Origin of the sequence: Collinsella ihumii, assembly GCF_030385545.1 — a bacterium.
Classification (GTDB): Bacteria; Actinomycetota; Coriobacteriia; order Coriobacteriales; family Coriobacteriaceae; genus Collinsella; species Collinsella ihumii.
In genome coordinates, this window is sequence record NZ_JAUEIQ010000001.1 from 302,196 (window position 1) to 320,322 (window position 18,127).

General features: G+C 66.6%; 14 protein-coding genes. 9 read left to right on the top strand and 5 right to left on the bottom strand.

Features of this window, described 5'->3' with window-relative positions; genetic code table 11:
* The first annotated feature begins 19 nt into the window (after positions 1 to 19).
* From QVN30_RS01365 to QVN30_RS01375, 3 genes are read left to right on the top strand one after another with little or no spacing between them, the layout of a single operon-like run.
* A complete protein-coding gene (locus tag QVN30_RS01365; RefSeq protein ID WP_289835130.1) occupies positions 20 to 514 on the top strand; it encodes a hypothetical protein in 495 nt (164 codons plus the stop codon).
* Between the two features lie 9 nt (positions 515 to 523).
* Positions 524 to 2,791 (top strand): NHLP family bacteriocin export ABC transporter peptidase/permease/ATPase subunit, encoded by a 2,268-nt coding sequence (locus tag QVN30_RS01370; protein ID WP_289835131.1) that lies wholly within the window; start codon positions 524 to 526, stop codon positions 2,789 to 2,791.
* Between the two features lie 11 nt (positions 2,792 to 2,802).
* Positions 2,803 to 4,983 carry an NHLP bacteriocin export ABC transporter permease/ATPase subunit gene (locus tag QVN30_RS01375; RefSeq protein WP_289835132.1) on the top strand — a complete coding sequence of 727 codons (2,181 nt, stop codon included), beginning with the start codon at positions 2,803 to 2,805 and terminating at the stop codon, positions 4,981 to 4,983.
* A 48-nt stretch (positions 4,984 to 5,031) separates the two neighbouring features.
* Here QVN30_RS01375 and QVN30_RS01380 read toward each other — a convergent pair whose 3' ends face one another.
* Positions 5,032 to 5,331: an STAS domain-containing protein gene (locus tag QVN30_RS01380; protein ID WP_204564013.1), complete on the bottom strand. Its 300-nt coding sequence runs from the start codon at positions 5,329 to 5,331 to the stop codon at positions 5,032 to 5,034.
* 115 nt (positions 5,332 to 5,446) lie between these two features.
* Here QVN30_RS01380 and QVN30_RS01385 point away from each other — a divergent pair, with 115 nt between their 5' ends.
* Both QVN30_RS01385 and QVN30_RS01390 read left to right on the top strand, forming a co-directional pair.
* The gene (locus QVN30_RS01385) at positions 5,447 to 5,941 is read left to right on the top strand and encodes a GNAT family N-acetyltransferase (RefSeq protein ID WP_289835133.1); all 495 of its coding nucleotides are present in this window, start codon (positions 5,447 to 5,449) and stop codon (positions 5,939 to 5,941) included.
* 101 nt (positions 5,942 to 6,042) lie between these two features.
* Complete coding sequence (locus QVN30_RS01390) at positions 6,043 to 6,876, top strand: MBL fold metallo-hydrolase (RefSeq protein ID WP_289835135.1); 834 nt, start codon at positions 6,043 to 6,045, stop codon at positions 6,874 to 6,876.
* 165 nt (positions 6,877 to 7,041) lie between these two features.
* Here the strand turns inward: QVN30_RS01390 and QVN30_RS01395 are convergent, their stop codons facing one another.
* Together QVN30_RS01395 and QVN30_RS01400 are read right to left on the bottom strand one after the other, a co-directional pair.
* The gene (locus QVN30_RS01395) at positions 7,042 to 9,270 is read right to left on the bottom strand and encodes a YhgE/Pip domain-containing protein (protein ID WP_289835136.1); all 2,229 of its coding nucleotides are present in this window, start codon (positions 9,268 to 9,270) and stop codon (positions 7,042 to 7,044) included.
* A gap of 6 nt (positions 9,271 to 9,276) precedes the next feature.
* The gene (locus QVN30_RS01400) at positions 9,277 to 11,844 is read right to left on the bottom strand and encodes a YhgE/Pip domain-containing protein (RefSeq protein WP_204587762.1); all 2,568 of its coding nucleotides are present in this window, start codon (positions 11,842 to 11,844) and stop codon (positions 9,277 to 9,279) included.
* 202 nt (positions 11,845 to 12,046) lie between these two features.
* Here QVN30_RS01400 and QVN30_RS01405 point away from each other — a divergent pair, with 202 nt between their 5' ends.
* The 3 genes from QVN30_RS01405 to QVN30_RS01415 all read left to right on the top strand — a co-directional run bounded on the left by QVN30_RS01405 (position 12,047) and on the right by QVN30_RS01415 (position 13,758).
* Complete coding sequence (locus QVN30_RS01405; protein ID WP_158095675.1) at positions 12,047 to 12,697, top strand: TetR/AcrR family transcriptional regulator; 651 nt, start codon at positions 12,047 to 12,049, stop codon at positions 12,695 to 12,697.
* A gap of 376 nt (positions 12,698 to 13,073) precedes the next feature.
* Positions 13,074 to 13,364: a nucleotidyltransferase family protein gene (locus QVN30_RS01410; RefSeq protein WP_066834232.1), complete on the top strand. Its 291-nt coding sequence runs from the start codon at positions 13,074 to 13,076 to the stop codon at positions 13,362 to 13,364.
* Positions 13,348 to 13,758, top strand: a complete 411-nt coding sequence (locus QVN30_RS01415) for an HI0074 family nucleotidyltransferase substrate-binding subunit (RefSeq protein ID WP_289835142.1) — start codon at positions 13,348 to 13,350, stop codon at positions 13,756 to 13,758. The genes QVN30_RS01410 and QVN30_RS01415 overlap by 17 nt, the downstream gene beginning before the upstream one ends.
* Positions 13,759 to 13,965: 207 nt before the next feature.
* On the opposite strand, the gene QVN30_RS01420 is transcribed toward QVN30_RS01415, so the two are convergent.
* Positions 13,966 to 14,847, bottom strand: a complete 882-nt coding sequence (locus QVN30_RS01420) for a hypothetical protein (protein WP_289835144.1) — start codon at positions 14,845 to 14,847, stop codon at positions 13,966 to 13,968.
* Between the two features lie 13 nt (positions 14,848 to 14,860).
* On the bottom strand, positions 14,861 to 15,565 hold the full coding sequence (locus tag QVN30_RS01425) for an alpha/beta hydrolase (RefSeq protein WP_289835146.1): 705 nt from the start codon (positions 15,563 to 15,565) through the stop codon (positions 14,861 to 14,863).
* A 124-nt stretch (positions 15,566 to 15,689) separates the two neighbouring features.
* Between QVN30_RS01425 and QVN30_RS01430 the strand changes: the two genes are divergently transcribed.
* Positions 15,690 to 17,726 carry an elongation factor G gene (locus QVN30_RS01430; protein ID WP_289835148.1) on the top strand — a complete coding sequence of 679 codons (2,037 nt, stop codon included), beginning with the start codon at positions 15,690 to 15,692 and terminating at the stop codon, positions 17,724 to 17,726.
* Positions 17,727 to 18,127 lie beyond the last annotated feature (401 nt).

Below are 18,127 nucleotides of genomic sequence, written 5' to 3' on the forward strand. Positions count from 1 at the left end.
GGTGCGGAGGTGCGGGTACATGGCGTCAAGCATCTTCAGGGAAAAGAGCCTCAAGCGCATTTCTTCCTCAGAGCAGCTCAACGATTACATCAAGGTGTCCCAGCCGAGCGTCTGGATCGCCTTGGCCGCCGCCGCGGCCTTTGTCGTGGCGGTGCTCATCTGGTCTGTTGCGGGCACGGTGCCCACGAGGGTGGAGGCCGTGGCCGTGGAGGACGGCGGCGGGCTCACATGCTACCTGTCGACCGAGGACGCTGCGGACGTGGCTCCCGGCATGACGGTGGAGCTCTCGACCGGCGAGCACGGCGCCGTCGCTGCGGTGGACGACCTGCCGCTTTCCGTCGAGGAGGTCTCGCAGAGCCTGACGAGCGACTACGCCCGCGACAGCGTGGTCACGTCCGACTGGAGCATCCCGGTTCAGATCGATGTCGACGGGGCGCTCGAGCCGGGGCGCCTCTACCAGGTCTACATCACGACGGGCTCGGTGAGCCCCATATCGTTTTTGCTGAGCAGCTAGGGGAGGGCCATGGCGAACACGATCGCGCGCGTGCCCATCATCATGCAGATGGAAGCGCTCGAATGCGGCGCCGCCAGCCTGGCCATGGTGCTCGCATACTACAGGAAATGGGTCCCGCTCGAGCAGGTGAGGCTCGACTGCGGCGTCTCGCGCGACGGCTCGAACGCCGCGAACCTGCTCAAGGCCGCGCGGGCCTACGGGCTCGAGGCCAAGGGCTATCGCTTCGAGCCTGTGGCGCTGCGCGAGCACGGGCAGTTCCCCTGCATCCTCCACTGGAACTTCAACCACTTCGTCGTGCTGTGTGGCTTCAAGGGCGACCGCGCGGTGCTCGCCGATCCGGCGCGCGGCAGCGTGACGGTGACCATGGAGGAGTTCGACCAGGCGTTCACGGGCATCTGCCTCATGATGAAACCCGGGCCGTCGTTCGAGCCCGGCGGAAAGCCCCACAGCGTGCTCGGGTTCGCGCGCGAGCGCCTGCGCGGTTCGGCGCCGGCGTTCGCCATCGTCATCGCGACGACGCTGCTCGTCACCGCGACGGGTATCATGACCTCGGTGTTCTCGCGCGTCTTCACCGACCGCATCCTCACGGGCGACAATCCCGACTGGCTCTATCCGCTGCTGGCGCTCATGGCGGGCGTCGTGGTGGTCCAGGCGGCGGTGAGCATCGTGCGGGCCGTCTGCATGGAGCGTATCGAGGGCAAGTTCGCCATCGTGGGCAACGCGACCTTCATGTGGCACGTGCTGCGCCTGCCCATGGAGTTCTTCTCGCAGCGCATGGCGGGCGACATCGCGTCGCGCCAGGCGACCAACGCGACGATCGCCTCCACGCTCATCTCCGCGGTGGCCCCGGCGGCGCTGAACCTCATCATGCTCGTGTTCTACCTGGTCGTCATGCTGCGCTACAGCGTGGTCCTGACGGTTGTGGGTCTGGCGACGACCGTCATCAACGCCGCGGTCGCGCGCATCGTCTCGAACAAGCGCACGAATATCACGCGCGTGCAGATGCGCGACGAGGGCAAGCTGGCGAGCACGACCGTGGCGGGCATCGAGATGATCGAGTCCATCAAGTCGTCGGGCGCCGAGAACGGCTTCTTTGCGCGCTGGGCCGGCTATCAGGCGTCGGTGAACTCCTCCGAGGTGCACGTCCATCGCGTGAACCAGCTTCTGGGCGAGATCCCGACCCTCGTCCAGGGCATCGCCAACGCCGTGGTCCTCGTGATGGGCTGCGCGCTGATCATGTCGGGCGAGTTCACGCCCGGCGCGCTCATGGCGTTCCAGGGCTTTTTGGCCTCCTTCCTGGCACCGTGCCAAAGCCTCATCGCGACGGCGCAGAGCCTGCAGGAGATGCGCACGAACATGGAGCGCATCGAGGACGTGATGGACTATCCGGTGGCGGTCGACCCCGAGCCGGGAGAGCGCTCGGTGCACGACGTCCGCGTGTCGGGCGGCATGCCGAAGACATCCGTGACCTCGGGGGACGTGCGCGACCTTGCGCAGGCTGGATCCGGCCCCGCATCCGCCGCGGCATCCGACGCGGAGGGACTCTCCTTCGACAAGCTGTCCGGTCGCCTCACCATGGAGCACGTGACCTTCGGCTACTCGCGCCTCGCCGCCCCGCTCATCGAGGACTTCAGCCTGGACCTCAAGGCGGGCGGCAGCGTGGCGTTCGTCGGCCCCTCCGGCTGCGGCAAGTCGACGCTCGCCAAGCTCATCTCGGGCCTGTACGAGCCGTGGGAGGGCGCGATCCTATTCGACGGCAAGCCGCGCGAGGCATATATGCGCGAGGTCCTGACCGGGTCGCTTGCCGTGGTCGACCAGGATATCGTGCTGTTCGAGGACACCATCGCCAACAACATCAAGATGTGGGACAGCTCGATCGAGGACTTCGAGATGATCATGGCGGCGCGCGACGCCCATATCCACGATGCGATCATGGAGCGCGACGGCGGCTACAGCTACAAGATCCTCGAGGGCGGCCGCGACTTCTCCGGCGGCCAGCGCCAGCGCCTGGAGATCGCGCGCGTGCTCGCGCAGGATCCGACCCTCATCATCATGGACGAGGCCACCAGCGCGCTCGACGCCAAGACCGAATACGACGTCATGCGCTCGGTGCGCGACCGCGGTATCACGACCATCGTCGTGGCGCACCGCCTGTCGACGATTCGCGACTGCGACGAGATCATCGTGCTCGATCGCGGGCACGTCGTCGAGCGTGGGACGCACGAGGAGCTGTACCGCGCGGGCGGGCTGTACACCACGCTGGTCACGAGCGAGTAGGGGAGGCGAAGATGGGACTGTACGACGAGCAGATCAAGCAGCGCAAACGCAACGACGAGAAGCGCTTCTCCGACTCCTTCGCCGACCTCGCCTCGGTCATCATGGGCGAGAAGGCCGCCGCCAAGACGCTGAACGAGCAGGAGAAGGCCACCAACGCCATCGGCGAGATCCTCAAGTTCTTCCATGCGCCCGCAGGCGAGCTACCCGCGCATCCGGGCGGCATCGACGACCAGATCGAGTACCTGTGCCGGCCGTCGGGCATCATGCGGCGCACGGTTGAGCTCGAGGGCGGCTGGTATAGGAACGCCTCCGGTCCCTACCTCGGCTTTTTAGAGGACGGGTCGCCGGTGGCGCTCATCCCGCACGGGAACGCGGGCTACCGGTATTTCGACTGGGGCGAGCAGCGCACGGTGGACGTCGACGCCGCAAGCGCGAAAAGACTGCAGCGCGAGGCCATCTGCTTCTACCGGCCCCTGCCGCTGCGCGAGCTCGGCGTGGCCGATCTGGCACGCTTCGCCCTCGACTCGTTCACGCCCGCCGACTACGCCATGATCCTCGTGGCCACGGGCGCCTCGACGCTGCTCGGATTCGTCACGCCGGTCATCACGCAGTTCCTTTACGGCACCGTGATCCCCGTCGGCGCCTCGACGGCGCTGATGTCGACGCTCGTGCTGCTCGTGGGCATGGCGCTGTCCTCCTCGCTCATCAACATCGTGCGCAGCGCGGTGCTCGCGCGCATGCAGACGCGCCTTTCCGTCTCGATCGAGGCGGCGGTCATGGCGCGCGTCCTGTCGCTGCCTGCGTCGTTTTTCAAGCGCTACGGCTCCGGCGACCTCGCGAGCCGCGTGCAGGGCGTGCGCCAGGTCTGCACGGTGCTGTCCGACATGGTGCTGACGGTCGGCTTGAGCTCGGTGTTCGCGCTGGCGTACCTTGTCCAGGCCATCGGGTTCGCCCCGCAGCTCGTGCTGCCGTCGCTTATCGTGACCTTGGTGAACATCGCGATCGTCGTGGTGTCGGGCCTCGTCAAGGCCTCCTTTGCGCGCCGCCAGCTGCAGTATTCGGCCAAGAACTCGAGCGTGGTGCTGGCGCTGATCGGCGGCATCCAGAAGATTCGCCTCGCCGGTGCCGAGCGGCGCGCCTTCGCCCATTGGGCCGACGGGTATCGCAAGCAGGCGAGCTGTCAGTACGGGCTGCCCAGGGTCGCTGTCGTCGGCCCGGCGCTCACGGCCGCCATCACGCTTGCGGGCAACATCGTGATCTACCATGTGGCTGCGACGGCGGGCATCGCGGTCGCCGACTACATGGCGTTCAGCTCGTCGTACGGCATGGTGTCGGGCGGCGTGGCCCAGCTCGCGTCGCTCGCGCTGGTGGTGGCGCAGATCCAGCCGCTGCTCGAGATGGTCGAGCCGGTGCTCAAGGAGGTGCCCGAGGTGTCCGAGGGCAAGCGCGTGGTGACGCGCCTGTCCGGCTCCATCGAGCTGTCCCGGGTGAGCTTCCGCTACACCGAGGGCGGTCCCGACATCATCCACAACCTGTCGCTACGCATCCGTCCGGGCCAGTATATCGCGGTGGTCGGCGAGACCGGTTGCGGCAAGTCGACGCTCATGCGCCTCATGCTCGGATTCGAGAAGCCGCGCAAGGGCGCCATCTACTTCGATGGGCGCGATATCGACAAGATCGACCTGCGCTCCCTGCGTCGCCATATCGGCGTGGTGATGCAGGACGGCAAGCTGTTCCAGGGGGACATCTTCTCGAACATCGTCATCTCAGCACCCCAGTTGACGCTGGACGATGCGTGGGAGGCGGCCGAGATGGCGGGCATCGCCGACGATATCCGCGCCATGCCGATGGGGATGCACACCATCATCTCCGAGGGCAGCGGCGGCATCTCGGGCGGCCAGCGCCAGCGGCTCATGATCGCGCGCGCCATCGCGCCGAAGCCGAAGATCCTGTTTTTCGACGAGGCGACCAGCGCGCTGGACAACGTGACGCAAAAGATCGTGTCCGACTCGCTCGACAGCCTGCGCAGCACGCGCGTCGTCATCGCGCATCGCCTGTCGACGATCCGGCACTGCGACCGCATCCTGGTCATGCGGCAGGGCGGGATCGTGGCAGACGGCACCTACGACGAGCTGCTGGAGACCTGTCCGTACTTCGCCGACCTCGTGAGCAGGCAGCGCGTCGAGGCGTAGATGCGGGTTGTGCCCGTGCGGGGTCCGGCCCCGCCATGGGGCTTAGGGCTACTCGATCGTGAGGATGTCGATGAAGCCCGTCATCTCGAAGATCTCCATGATCTCGTCGTTCACGCCGGTGAGCGTGAGGCTCGTGCCGCGCGCGGCGCTCTGCTTCTGGGCGGCGAGCAGCACGCGCAGGCCCGCGGAGCTCACGTACTCGAGGCGGGAGAAATCGAGCACCACGTCATGGGTGCCGTCGATGGCGGGAATCAGCTCCTCGTGCAGCTTCGGGCTCGTCGTGGTGTCGAGTCGCCCCTCGAGGGAAAACGTCAGGATACCGTTCTGTTCGGCGCGCGTAACGTTCATGTCTTCGGATCCTTTCGGTTGCGGCGCAGACGCGCCGTGAGCTCAAGTTCCCATTGTAGGCCACAGGGGACGGGTATGATGGGGCTGAAGCGTTTTCGTATGAAAAGGGGGAGCCATGGATACACCGGTGCGGTTTCGCTTCGCTGAGCGCGAGGACACGCCGCTCGTGCTCGAATTCATCATCGAGCTTGCGCGCTATGAGAAGCTTGAAGACCAGGTGGTCGCCGATGTGGAGACGCTCGAGCGCGAGCTGTTCGACGAGGGCGGGGCGCAGGTCCTGATCGCCGAGGTCGATGGGCGGCCGGTCGGGTTCGCGCTGTTCTTCCACAACTTCTCGACGTTTTTGGGCAGGCGCGGCCTGTACCTCGAAGACCTGTACGTGCGTCCCGCGTGGCGCGGCCGCGGGATCGGGCGCGCGCTGCTGGCGCGCCTGGCGCGCATCGCATGCGAGCGCGGGTGCGGCAGGCTCGAGTGGTGGTGCCTTGACTGGAACGAGTCGAGCATCGGGTTCTACCGATTTTTGGGCGCCGAGGCCATGGACGAGTGGACGGTTTATCGAATCGCGGGCGACACGCTCCGCCACCTCGCCCACGAGTCCGCCCCCGAGTAAGTGCAAACTGAAGGTACGTCCCCAATTTGCAAAAATGCAAATTGGGGACGTACCTTTTGTTTGCACTCGTGTGTCTACCAGGTGTTTGGGGAGAGGATGCCATGAAGATCACGGTACTGATGGAAAACGCCACGCCTTCGAGTCGGTTTGTGGCAAAGCATGGGCTGAGCCTGCTGTTGGAGGCCAACGGGGCGCGCGTACTGTTCGATATGGGGCCCGACGGCAGCTTTCTCGACAACGCGCGGACGCTGGGTGTCGATGCCGTGCATGTCGACTGCGCCGTCATCTCGCACGGGCACTACGACCACGGGGGAGGCCTGCGCGCGTATCTGGAAGCGAGCGAGGCCGCGCAGGCGGACGCGCCCATCTACGTGCGACGCGGTGCGTTCGCCGAGCACGTTTCGGGGACGGCCGATCACCATCACGATATCGGGCTCGACGCTTCGCTCGGCACGTGCCCGCGCCTGGTTCCGACCGATGATATGCGCCTGCTTGGACGCGGCATGATGCTGTTCTCGGGTGTCGAGGGCGCATGGCCGAGGCCCTCGTCGAACGGCCGGCTGCTCGAGCGGCGCGATGCGGGGCTCGTGCCGGACCCCTTTGTCCACGAGCAGAGCCTGCTCGTCCATGAAGGCGATCGCTACCTGCTGGTCTCGGGGTGCTCCCATGCGGGCATCTTGAACATCATGGACCGCGCCGAGGCGCTGGCGGGCGCGCCGATCGATACGGTGATCGCCGGCTTCCACCTTACGGCCCCGAGCGCGGGAGGCGTGCCGGATGCGTCGTCGGTGCGCGAGATGGCGCGCGAGCTCGCGCGCAGGCCGACGCGGTATGCGACGTTTCACTGCACGGGGCTCGATGCCTACAGCATCCTCCGCGATGAGCTGGGCGAGCGCATCCGCTACCTCTACACCGGGTCGTCGGTCGAGCTGTAAGGTACGATCGGCTGTCCGAGGCGGAGCCGGGTCATGCGCGCATCCCCAATCGCGGCTGATTCTGTGCATTCCGGCCGGGTGATACCGCCGGTGTTGCAGCCGAGACCTTCCCAGAGAGGCATCGGCCACATGCTGCCGCCCCGAGCGCGATCCCGGCCCGCTCGCCTACATGATGCGGGTCGATTCGAGCGCGTGCTCGAGCTTCTCGTTCGCGCGGATGACCGGACGGCGGGCGACGAGGCCCAGCAGCAGCGCGGGTACCAGGTACAGCGCGAGCAGCCCCAGCTCGATCCAGAAATCGGCGCCGTACATCCCGAACATGGCCGACCTCAGGGTCCCCTCGGCGTGCACGAACGGAAGCCAGGGGTAGACCGCCTGGAACGCCGCAGGCAGCATCTGGGGCGGGAACGTGCCGCCAGCGCCGGCGACCTGCAGGACCATGAGGACGACGGCGATCGCCTTGCCCACATCGCCGAACGAGGTGGTGAGCGCGAAGATGATGTTGACGAACACGAGCGACGCGACGCACCCCGCGAGCAGGAACAAGGCGGGATGGGCGCACTGGACGCCCAGATAGCACAGGTCGCCTCCGCAGATCAGAAGCGCCTGCGCGATGCCGGTCCCGGCGAACAGGGCGAGTCTGCCCAGATAGGACTGCGTGAGCGTGCAGCCGGTCTCGCGGAGGGCGGCCTCGCTGGGCGTCGCCTTCACGAGCGCGGCGAGCACGACGCCGCCGATCCAGATGGAGAGCGTCGTGTAGAACGGGGCCATCGCGGATCCGTTGTTCTCAACCGGGTACACGGCATGGCGCTCGACCGTGACGGGGGACGCCACGAACGCGCCGAGCTCGGCCGGCGAGGTCAAGAGGATGGAGCGCAAGCTGTCCATATCCGAGGATGCGAGGGCGTCCCCGATGCGCCCGGACAGCTGGTCGAGCGCGGATGCGCGGTCCTCGAGCTCGCCTGCCGCCGTATCGAGCGCCGTGCGGGCGTCGGCAAGCCCCGCGCCGGCGTCGCGCGCCGCGGCTCCCGCGGCGGACATGGTCGCAGAAAGGCTCTGCATCGTGGTGTCGACGCCGGCGACCGAGCTCTCGATGCTTGCGGCGACGTCGCTCAGCGTGCCGCGCAGCGAGTCGTTGTACGCGCCTTGCGCCGACGCGAGGCTCGCCCGGGCGTCGTCGACGAGCTGCGCGAGCTCGCCGCGCGCCGCGTCGGCGTCGGTCAGGGAGCGCTCGATGTCCTGCGAGGTCTGCTGCAGGCCGCTCGACAGCTCCTCGAGCTCGGCGATCGCTTGCTGCACGCGCTCGTTTATGCCCTCGATGGTCACGCGGATCTCGTGGACGCGGCTGAATTCGACAGAGCCCACCTGGAAGTGGTCCTCGTAGCGTTTCACGAGCGTATCCTGCCCGTTCAGGCTGTCCGACAGCTTGCGCAGCGCATCGATACGCGCCCGCACGCTCTCGTCGATCTCGCCGAGCGCCCCGGAGAGTTCGTTCGCCTGGCCGGAGGCGGTGTCGAAGGCCGCGTCGATGGCGTCGCCCACGTCGTCGAGACCCGAGGTGCTGCCGGCGAGCGCACCGTCCACGGCGCCGACGGCGTCATCGATCGCGGCGTCCAGACCGCGCAGGCCGTCCGCGCTCTCGACGAGCGCATCCTCAAGCTCGCGGTTGGGGGCGCTCGCCGCGTCGAGCGTCACGACGCTGGTGTCGAGCAGCGCCTGCGAGGAGCCGGCGAGGGAGGAGAACGACCGGGCGATGCCGGCCGTCTCCCTGAGGGTCTGGGACGCGCCGCCGAGCGCTCCTTCGAGGTTGGCAGCGGCGCCGGCCAGCTGGTCGTCGTCCAAAAGACCGCTCAGCTCCTCGAGCGCGCCGGCGCCCACGTCGGTCACGGCCTCGGCGAACCCACTGTCGATGTCCTGCTGCACGGCGGCCGACGCCTTGTTCGTGACGATCTGGGCGATGGCGTTGGCCTTCTGGTTCTGATAGAACGGCACCTCGGCTTGGCGCGGATCGCTCGAAAGCCCGCTCAGCAGGCATGTCGAGAAGTCCTCCGGGATGATCACCGCGGCGTAGTAGGCGCCCGAGCGGACCCCCTCGATCGCCTCGTCATGCGTGGTGGGCGTGTAGCCGATCGACGTCGATTCGGTCAGCTCGGACACCACGCGGTCGCCGAGGTTGAGCTTGACGGGGACGAGCTCGCCCTCAAAGCCCGCATCGTCGTTGGCGACGGCGACCTTGAGGTTGCTCGTCTCGCCATAGGGGTCCCAGCTTCCGGCGATGTTGAACCATGCGTAGAACGAAGGGACCGTGATGATGCCGACCATGACGACGATGCTGATGGCGTTCGCGTAGGCGTGGCGCGCGTCACGACGGATGAATGCCCAGATGCGGTTCATGGAGCTTCACGACCTTTCCGAGTCGGAGGGGAAATGGCTGCCCGTGCCGGCGCGCCCATGCGCCGCTGCGTGCACCGCCGCAACCGGTGCCGCCAGGCTGTGCAGGTACTCGATGACGATGAGGTAGGCGCACGAGCAGGCAAGCGAGACGATCCAGCAGATGAGCAGCGGGAGCTTCGCGGGCAGCACGAAAAGCGCGAGCAGCAGCACGGCGGGGACCCATCCGAGGGCGATGAGGCCGCGGTGCACGAGGCGCGGGTAGGCCCGCTCGAATCCGCGGGCGCGGGCGGGATCGGCGAGCAGGGCGCCCGCGCCGCCGAGATTCTCGGGCGCGCGGACCGCCTCGGTGGCGTCGGTGCGCTCGGCGATCATGAGGTCGGTTTGCGCCAGGCGCCGGTCGAACAGGGTGTTGATGCGCAGCAGCCGGCGACGGGCGCCGATGCCGACGATGAGCGCGGGTGCGCAGAACAGCATGAGGACGGCGAGGTTCTGGACGTAGTACATGCCGTAGAAGCCGGCGACCGCCTCGCGCATGGCGTCGATGCCGTAGGTGAACGGCAGCCAGGGGTGCAGCGCCCGGAAGAACCCGGGCATCATCTCGATGGGGTAGGTGCCCGCCGCTCCCGGAATCTGCAGCACGACGAGCAGGACGCCGAGCGCCTTGCCGATATGTTTGAACGAGACGGCGAGCGCGTAGACGATGAGCACGTAGACGAGCGATGCGACCATGCCGGCGAACACGTACGCGACGGGCGAGACGCACTGGATCCCGAGGAGCACGTCGCCGGTGCAGCAGATGATCGCCTGGATCTGCCCGAGTGCGGCCAGAAGCAGCCAGCGTCCGAAGAACGCCTGGTAGGGGAGCACGGTCCCGATGCCCTCCGCGTCGACTTCGAGCTTGTAGATGGCGACCAGCACAAAGCCGCCGACCCACAGGGCGAGGTTCGTGTAGAACGGCGCCACGCCCGAGCCGTAGTTCTCGACCGGGAAGACCGCCTTGTCGACCATGGTCGCGGGCGACCCCATGAAGGAGCCGACGCGCGTGGGGTCGAGGTCGACGAGACGGGAGAGCTCGCTGGCCGCCTGCGCGCTGCCGAGCGCATCGAGGTCGTCGGCGAGGCCGCGCACCCGCGCGGACGTGTCGCGGATGGTGCCGGACGTGTCGCGCGCTGTCGAGGCGGTCTGGTCGAGCAGCGTGTCGAGTTGGCCGAGCAGGGAGGAGGCCTGCTCGGTGAGTGGGCGGACGGATGCGAGCGCGCCGGACAGGCGGCCACCGGCGCTGGCGAACGCGTCGAGCGACGAGGTGAGCTCGGGCAGGGCGCCGCCGGAAAGCTGGGCCTGCAGGTCGGCGATGCGCTCGGTGCCGTCCTGCACGGCGCCCGCGACCGAGCCCGACAGGTCGCGCACGTCTCCTGCGGCCCGCTTGATGTCGTCGGAGATCTGCTGCAGGCGGTCGAGCTGGGCATTCTGTGCGTCGGAGAGCTCCACGAGCGCCTGGATCTGGACGTCGAGCTCCTTGACGATATCGGTCTGGATGGTCGTCTGCTCGCCGTCTTGCGGGGTGAGGGTCACGATGGTGGAGCGGACGGTCTCGAGCGAGGTCTTGAAGGTCTGGACCGTTCCGTCGAGCGCACGGATCCGCGCGATGGCGGCATCGACGGTGCTCTGTGCCCACGCGACGTCGCCGGCGAGCGCGCTCAGGTCGTAGGCGGAGGTCGAGGAGATGCGTGCGATGGTGCCCGTTCCGGTACCGAGGGCGTCCGAGAGCGTCGACGCCATCTCCCGCATGCCGCTCCGCGCGTCGCCCAGCGTGCCCAGCGAGGAGTCGAGGGTGCCGGCGAGCGCGTCGGAGGTGCCGGCGATTGAGACGAGCGAGGCGCGCGCGTCGGCGATTGCGTCGCGCGACGAGGACAGCGTGGCGTCGAGCCCGTCGATGTCGCGGGAGAGGCCGTCGAGGGAGCTCGCGGTGTCGCGCAGCGCGCTTGCGGCACCCGTCGTACCCCGGTCGATATCGGCGAGCGCGCCGGCTGCCGCCCCCTTGAGCTTTTCGGAGGCGACCTCGCCCACCACGCGGACGAACTCGTTGGAGATCTGGTCCTCGAGGGTGGTCGCCCCGGTGTCGGTGACCTTGGGCGCGATGGCGTTTTCCTTCTCGTTGACGTAGTAGGCGATATGCGCCGGCTGCGCGTTCCCGTCGAGCACGCCCGCGAGCGTGGACGTGAAGTCGCGTGGGATGATGAAGGCGGCATAGGCATCTCCTGCCCGCACCTTGTCCGTCGCCTCCTCCTCGGTGTCTACGAACGTCCATCCGAGCTGGTCGTTTTCCTCCAAGCGCTCGCGCACCATCTCGCCCGCGTTCGTGGGTCCGCGGTCGGGGATGTCCGCGCCCGCGTCCTCGATCACGACCGCTACGGGCACGGTGCTCGTGTTCTCGTAGGGGTCCCAGTTGGCCAGGATGTTGATCCACGCGTACAGCGACGGGATGATGCATACGCCGAGGGCGATGACGACGGCGGCGGGGTTGCGCACGATGCGTTCGAGGTCGCGCGCGAAGATGCGAAAGACGGTTCTCATGGGTTCTCCTCGGCATCGCCTGGGCGATGCCCTCGACAGCACACTGCAGATACCCGTTTTCTTACCATGATTCCAATATTTTTGAGAAAAATTCAAAAAACTTAAGTGATGATACAATTTCGAGTGACCGAGGGAGATCACCGCGTCCGTCTCGGATGGCTCCGCGTTTTCCCCGATGAGGGCTTCGGCAGAGGGTACAGGCATGAAGAAACAAGTCGAGAAGCGCGACGCTGCGGGAGCGGCCGGCGCCCAGGCGCGGACGCGCAAGAGCGCGGCGACGCGCGAGCGCATCATGGCGGCGGCGACCGAGCTCATGCTCGAGCACGGGGGCACCGGCTTTCAGATCGGTGAGGTGTCGGAGCGCTGCGGCATGTCCAAGGGGTCGCTGTACTATTACTTCGCCGACAAGGGCGCGCTCGTGCAGGCGATCTTCGACCGCTCGATGGACGGGCTCGTCGCCGACGTCGAGGCCGCGGTGGCGCACGCCCCGTCGGCGAGCGCGTCGATTTTGGGCTTGGTCGAGGCGGTGGCGCGCGCGGTCCGCCCGGGCAGCGCGCTCACGTTGGCGCTCGCCCATGGCATCTGGGACGTGGAGCACGAGGTCCTGCCGCACATCAAGGAGCATCTCGACCGCATCATCGCCGTGCTGGAGGCCCAGCTGGAGCGCGCCAAGGGGGAGGGGATCGTGCGCCCGGGCGCCAACAGCCATCTGGTGGCGGTCGCCATCATCGGCGCCTTTGCGATCACGGAGTACGCGGGTGAGGTCGTCGACGAAAACGACGATCCCGAGGCCTTCGTCCACGGCGTGCTCGACGTCGTCTTCCATGGCATCGGCGCGGACGGGCAGCACTGAGCTGCTCATTAGATGGTTATTGGTTTATAAGGTGGTAAGGTGAAAGCTTATGAAACGTTGTCTTTTAATTGCATTACTACTGCTCATAGCATTTGCTTTTATCGTGCTATCCAATAGGTTCCTTCCAAGTACCCGGATTGGATGCTACCCGATAACCATCGGCTGACGAGGGCAACCACTGCTAAAAGTCGTGACAGGTTGGGGAGTAAAGCAGCTTTCGCAATACAGCTCGCCATCAACAGCGGAAAGCATGGCAAAGGCTCTATAGCTTGCATGTTCATCGTCAATCGAGCGCGTCGAACGTCCGCTTTTGCGTCGAGTGCCCCGCGCGTGGCACGGTAAGATGTATTCACGTTCGCGATGGAGAGGGAGTTCCATGGCAGATATCGATCGGGTGTATCGACAGATCGCGCAGATTGCCGAGAGGGAGGGCGCGCAGCGGGTCATCTTGTTTGGATCCCGCGCGCGAGGGACCAATCTGCCCAAAAGCGACATCGATATCGCCGTCGAGGGCTGTCCCCATCCAGAAGCGTTCGAGGATGCCGTGCAAAACGACCTCTGGTCGTTGCTCATGGTGGACGTCGTCAATCTCGATGAGACGGTTTCGCCTGCTCTGCGCGCAGAGATCGAGCGGGACGGAAGGGTGCTGTATGAAAAAGCTCGATAACTACCGCTCGGCGCTCAGGGTGCTCGAGCAGGCTCCTCTCCAGGACCGGACCAATGAGTTTGTGCAAAGCGGCATCATCGGCAAGTTTTCCCTTCAGTTCGAGCTCGGCTGGAAGCTGCTCAAGGCACTGCTGGTATACGAAGGGGATCAGGTCTCGGCGTCGGGCTCTCCCCGGGAGATCATCAAGCGTGCGTTTCGGTATTTCGACGGCATGGATGAAGAGGCATGGCTCTCCATGCTACGCGACCGAAACGACATGACACACATCTACGATGCGGTGCGCGCCTCAGCGCTCGTGGAGCGCATCGTTGATGACTACATCCCCGTTTTCCAGCGGCTTGAGGCATTCGTGCTCGAGCGCTATGCATCGGGCGAGCTCGACGAGCTGGCCTGAGGGGGCGTCTTCGCAGTTGCGCTGACGGTGCCGGAGCATTGGCAGGTGCCGATTTTTATCGACGCCACCGAGGGCATGCCCAGAAGATGTACCCAGATAACGGGCCCAGAACTGGCAGAGAAGAGCTCAAAGGAGGCTCTCACTGCAAGTTCTGGGCCCACGTGGCGGGTGTTCAACACTTCGTGCCGCCGGGGCGCCGGCGCCCTGCTATCCCTCGCGCACGGTGAACAGGTAGCCCACCGTGCCCGCATCGAAGGTCGCCTCAAAGAAGTACCGGTATCCGGGCTCGATCGTGAACACATATGCCCCATCAGACGCAGTGACCTGCACGTCCTCTCCGGGAAGGTTGATCGAGTTGGGGTCTGTAGCGCCCGCGATATCCGCTTCGCTCCAGCGGGTGACGCGGAGGTCGGAGGCGGGCACGTCAAAGGACACGGCGGCGTCGGTCGGGCCGTCAACCTGCGCGTCGATAAGGTCGTCCGCCTTGGCCTGAACCGGGTCGGCAACGTCCGCCGTCACGGTCACTCCCTCGCCGTTCTCCTCGTAGCTCCAGGTGTAGCCGTTGGTTTGCGGCATGAGCGAGACGACGGCCTGCTCGGTCCGGTACTCGACGGTCGCCTGCGCCGGCTCGGCGGGGTCGCGCTCCACGTTCAGCTCGGAGATCATGTCCGCGTACGGCTCGAGGTTTTCGGGTGCACCCTCGTCGACGATCTCGACGTCGGTGATGCCGGGGTATTGGCCCGGATAGCTCTCCAACATGATGCCGTTGCCGGTGACGCGCACGACGTTGCCGCTGGTGAGTGCGTCCGCGGAGGTCTCGTTGCCGTCCGCATCGACGATGCGCGCGGTGTCGAGGCCCGGGTAGTAGGGCGATTCGGTGTCCCGGTCGATGAACAGGACGCTGCCGTTGTCGAGAACGACGGCCAGCGCGGTGCTGCTAAACGATTGGGCCACGTCATCACTTCCTCGGTCGATCGACGTGCTCCCCTCGGTCGGGAGCGACGGTTGGGCGGAGCAGCCCGCGGTAAGGGCAAGGCTGGCTGCAAGCGAGGCCGTGGCGAACAGGGTGAGGCACGGATGCGTCTTCATGGCCGGTCTCCTCTCAGTCGGGGCACATCGTATCATGCCCGTCGTCTTGTCTGCCGAGGAAGGAGTCGAGGGCGGATATGCCCGCCTCGAGGCGCTCCTGGTGATGTTGCATATGGTTGCCGGGCCCCATCGCGATGTCGACGTCGCATCCATATGCGCGGCAGAGTTCCGCGCAGCGCTCCATGCGGGCCTGTACGCGCCGCATGATCGGGGCGCCCGAGCGCGGCTCCTTCTTGCCGAGCGAGAAGTACGCGTAGCGGCCCGCGCCGTCGAAGGGGTGCCGCTCGAGGTCCTCAACCAGCCCTTCATACCACAGCGAGCCGGAGAGGCTCGCGCAGGCGATAAGATGCGCGTCGCGGCAAAACGCGTGGAAGGCGAACAGCCCGCCGAGGGAGTAGCCGCAGATGGCGAGCGCACGGGGCCGGATGCCATGGCAGCGCTCGAGGGCGGGGACGACGGAATCGAGCAGCTCGCGGAGCGTGCGGTCGCCGTGCCCTCCGAACGGGGCGTCGCCATCGCGCAGGCCCGGCTCCGGCCACGGGGTGAGGTTGTCGCCCCATGCCGCGATCGGAATGCGCGCGACCGAGGCGCGTCTGCCCTGCGCGGCCTCGGCGATGCCGAAGGGATGCTCCGGCAGGTCGATGACGCAGATGAGGGGAGCGGTCGGCCCTTCGGCCCCTTGGAACACCTCGCATGTCTCAAGATCGATGCAGTCCATGATGCACACCTCCTCGTTCAGTATACGAGGCTCCCAGCCGTTTCGTTCCCGGCCCAAAAAGCACCAGCCCCTGCCCTTCGTGTGCGACAATGGTGAGCGCAGCAATCGGTTGGAGGAGGCGTGCATGAAGCAGGCGGTGGTGGGGCTTTTGGCCCATGTCGATGCGGGCAAGACGACCCTTGCCGAGGCGATGCTGTTCGCCGCGGGCGCCATCCGCACGCGCGGGCGCGTCGACCACGGCGACGCCCATCTGGACACCGACGCCATGGAGCGCGAGCGCGGCATCACGATCTTCTCCAAGCAGGCGCACTTCGACCACGACGGCACGCACTACATGCTGCTCGACGCGCCGGGCCACGTCGATTTCTCCGCCGAGGCGGAGCGCACGCTGCAGGCGCTCGACTACGCGATCCTCGTCATCGGGGCGAACGACGGCGTGCAGGGCCACACCGAGACCATGTGGGATCTGCTGGAGCGCTACGGCGTGCCCACGGTCCTCTTCGTGAACAAGATCGACCTGGCGACAGCCGATACCGCGGCGCTCATGCATCAGGTGCGCGCACGGCTTTCGGCTTCGTGTCTGGACGGGGTCGCGCTCGCCTGCGCGGCGGGGGCGAGCGTGCCGGAGGGCTGCGCGACGGACCCGGGCGCTCTGGAAGATGCCGCGGCGACCGACGAGGCGGCGCTCGACGAATACCTCGAGACCGAAACCCTGGCGCGCACGACGGTGCGCCGCCTGGTGTCGGAGCGGCGCGTGTTTCCCGTGCTGTTCGGCTCTGCGCTCAAGGGCGAAGGCGTCGAGGAGCTGCTGTGTTGTCTCGATGCGCTGGTTGACGAGCGGACCTGGCCCGACGAGTTCGCCGCGCGCGTGTACAAGGTGAGCCGTTCTCCCCGCGGCGAGCGGCTCGCATGGCTCAAGGTGACCGGCGGGACGCTGCGCGCCAAGATGTTCGTATCGGGCACCGAGCGCGGAGAGGCGTGGGAGGAGAAGATCGACCAGGTCCGCATCTACCAGGCCGAAACGTTCCAGACGGTCACCGAGGTCCCCGCTGGCCAGATCTGTGCGGTCACGGGACTCACGCATGTGGTGCCCGGCAGCGCGCTGGGCGCCGAGCCCGCGGGCATGGCGCCGCAGCTCGCACCGGTCCTGTCCTATCAGGTGCTTCCCGGGTCCAACGACGTGCACACCGTCGTGCGCGCCCTGCGCGAGCTCGCCGACGAGGATCCGCTGCTGGGCGTGTCGTGGCAAGAGCACCTGCAGGAAGCGCACGTGCAGCTGATGGGCGCGGTCCAGCGCGAGGTCATCCAGCAGACGCTCTCCGAACGCTTTGGGCTGGATGTCGAGTTCGGCCCGGGAGGCATCTTATATAAAGAGACCGTGACCGCGCCGGTCGAGGGCATCGGCCACTACGAGCCGCTGCGCCATTATGCCGAGGCGCACCTGCTGATCGAGCCGCTGCCGCGCGGCGCGGGCATCGAGGTGGGCACGAGGTGCTCGGAAGACGACCTCGACCGCAACTGGCAGCGCCTCATCCTCACGCATGTGCTGGAACGCGAACATCTGGGGGTGCTCACCGGCTCGCCGATCGCCGACGTGCGCATCACGCTGCTCGCTGGCCGCGCGCACTCCAAGCATACCGAGGGCGGTGACTTCCGGCAGGCGACGTATCGCGCCATCCGGCACGCGCTAATGTGCGCGCGGGAGCAGGGCACCTGCATGCTGCTGGAGCCGTGGTATCGGTTCCGCCTGACGGTGCCTGCCGACAAGGTGGGCCGCGCGCTCGCCGACGTGCAGCGCATGGGCGCCGAGTTCGATGCGCCGGAGATTGCGGGCGACACCGCGCAGCTTGTCGGCACGGTGCCCGCGTCCGAGATGCGCGAGTACGCGCTCGAAGTGAGCGGCTATACGGGCGGCATGGGACGCCTGGCGCTCGAATACGCAGGGTACCGGGCGTGCCATGATGCCGAGCGCGTGATCGAGGAGGCTGCCTACGATCCGGAGGCCGATCTGCCCAACACGCCCGACTCGGTGTTTTGCAGCCACGGCGCGGGATACACGGTCAAGTGGTTCGATGTGGCCGAGCACGCGCATGTCGAGGTGGATCCCGCGCGCCTGCGCCCCTGGCGCAAGGCGGACGCGGCGTTCTTCTCGCGCGGGTAGCGGGGGATTGCGCGGGCTGGCGGCGGGTCTTCCGGCGCGCTGGCCTGCCCGGATTTTGGCATGTATAAAGCGCTGATAAACCAGCAGGTAGCGAGCATTCTCATGCATAAAAATCAGACCGAAGTAAAACCCATCAAGGACATAGGTTGAGTTTGGTGCGATTTTTGAGTGCCTTTTCACCCTATGCGCCGTACCCCTCGACAAAACCGCAGGATTCAACTGGGCTTTTGTCGAGAGGTATGGCGCATGTGGACAGAAGGCACTCAAAAATCGCACCAAACTCGTATACATGGCTTTTGGGCCGAACACCATGGCAGATGCTCGACGGATCTCATGCCGGCGATCGATGCGGACTGAATCAACGATCGTTTCCCGAGGCGAGTGCACCCAGCTGAAAGACG

Coding starts and splice junctions, on each gene's coding strand:
- QVN30_RS01425 (WP_289835146.1), bottom strand. CDS start 15,565: ATGGACTGCATCGATCTTGAGACATGCGAGGTGTTCCAAGGGGCCGAA.
- QVN30_RS01375 (WP_289835132.1), top strand. CDS start 2,803: ATGGGACTGTACGACGAGCAGATCAAGCAGCGCAAACGCAACGACGAG.
- QVN30_RS01415 (WP_289835142.1), top strand. CDS start 13,348: ATGAAAAAGCTCGATAACTACCGCTCGGCGCTCAGGGTGCTCGAGCAG.
- QVN30_RS01365 (WP_289835130.1), top strand. CDS start 20: ATGGCGTCAAGCATCTTCAGGGAAAAGAGCCTCAAGCGCATTTCTTCC.
- QVN30_RS01420 (WP_289835144.1), bottom strand. CDS start 14,847: ATGAAGACGCATCCGTGCCTCACCCTGTTCGCCACGGCCTCGCTTGCA.
- QVN30_RS01405 (WP_158095675.1), top strand. CDS start 12,047: ATGAAGAAACAAGTCGAGAAGCGCGACGCTGCGGGAGCGGCCGGCGCC.
- QVN30_RS01380 (WP_204564013.1), bottom strand. CDS start 5,331: ATGAACGTTACGCGCGCCGAACAGAACGGTATCCTGACGTTTTCCCTC.
- QVN30_RS01395 (WP_289835136.1), bottom strand. CDS start 9,270: ATGAACCGCATCTGGGCATTCATCCGTCGTGACGCGCGCCACGCCTAC.
- QVN30_RS01400 (WP_204587762.1), bottom strand. CDS start 11,844: ATGAGAACCGTCTTTCGCATCTTCGCGCGCGACCTCGAACGCATCGTG.
- QVN30_RS01385 (WP_289835133.1), top strand. CDS start 5,447: ATGGATACACCGGTGCGGTTTCGCTTCGCTGAGCGCGAGGACACGCCG.
- QVN30_RS01430 (WP_289835148.1), top strand. CDS start 15,690: ATGAAGCAGGCGGTGGTGGGGCTTTTGGCCCATGTCGATGCGGGCAAG.
- QVN30_RS01370 (WP_289835131.1), top strand. CDS start 524: ATGGCGAACACGATCGCGCGCGTGCCCATCATCATGCAGATGGAAGCG.
- QVN30_RS01390 (WP_289835135.1), top strand. CDS start 6,043: ATGAAGATCACGGTACTGATGGAAAACGCCACGCCTTCGAGTCGGTTT.
- QVN30_RS01410 (WP_066834232.1), top strand. CDS start 13,074: ATGGCAGATATCGATCGGGTGTATCGACAGATCGCGCAGATTGCCGAG.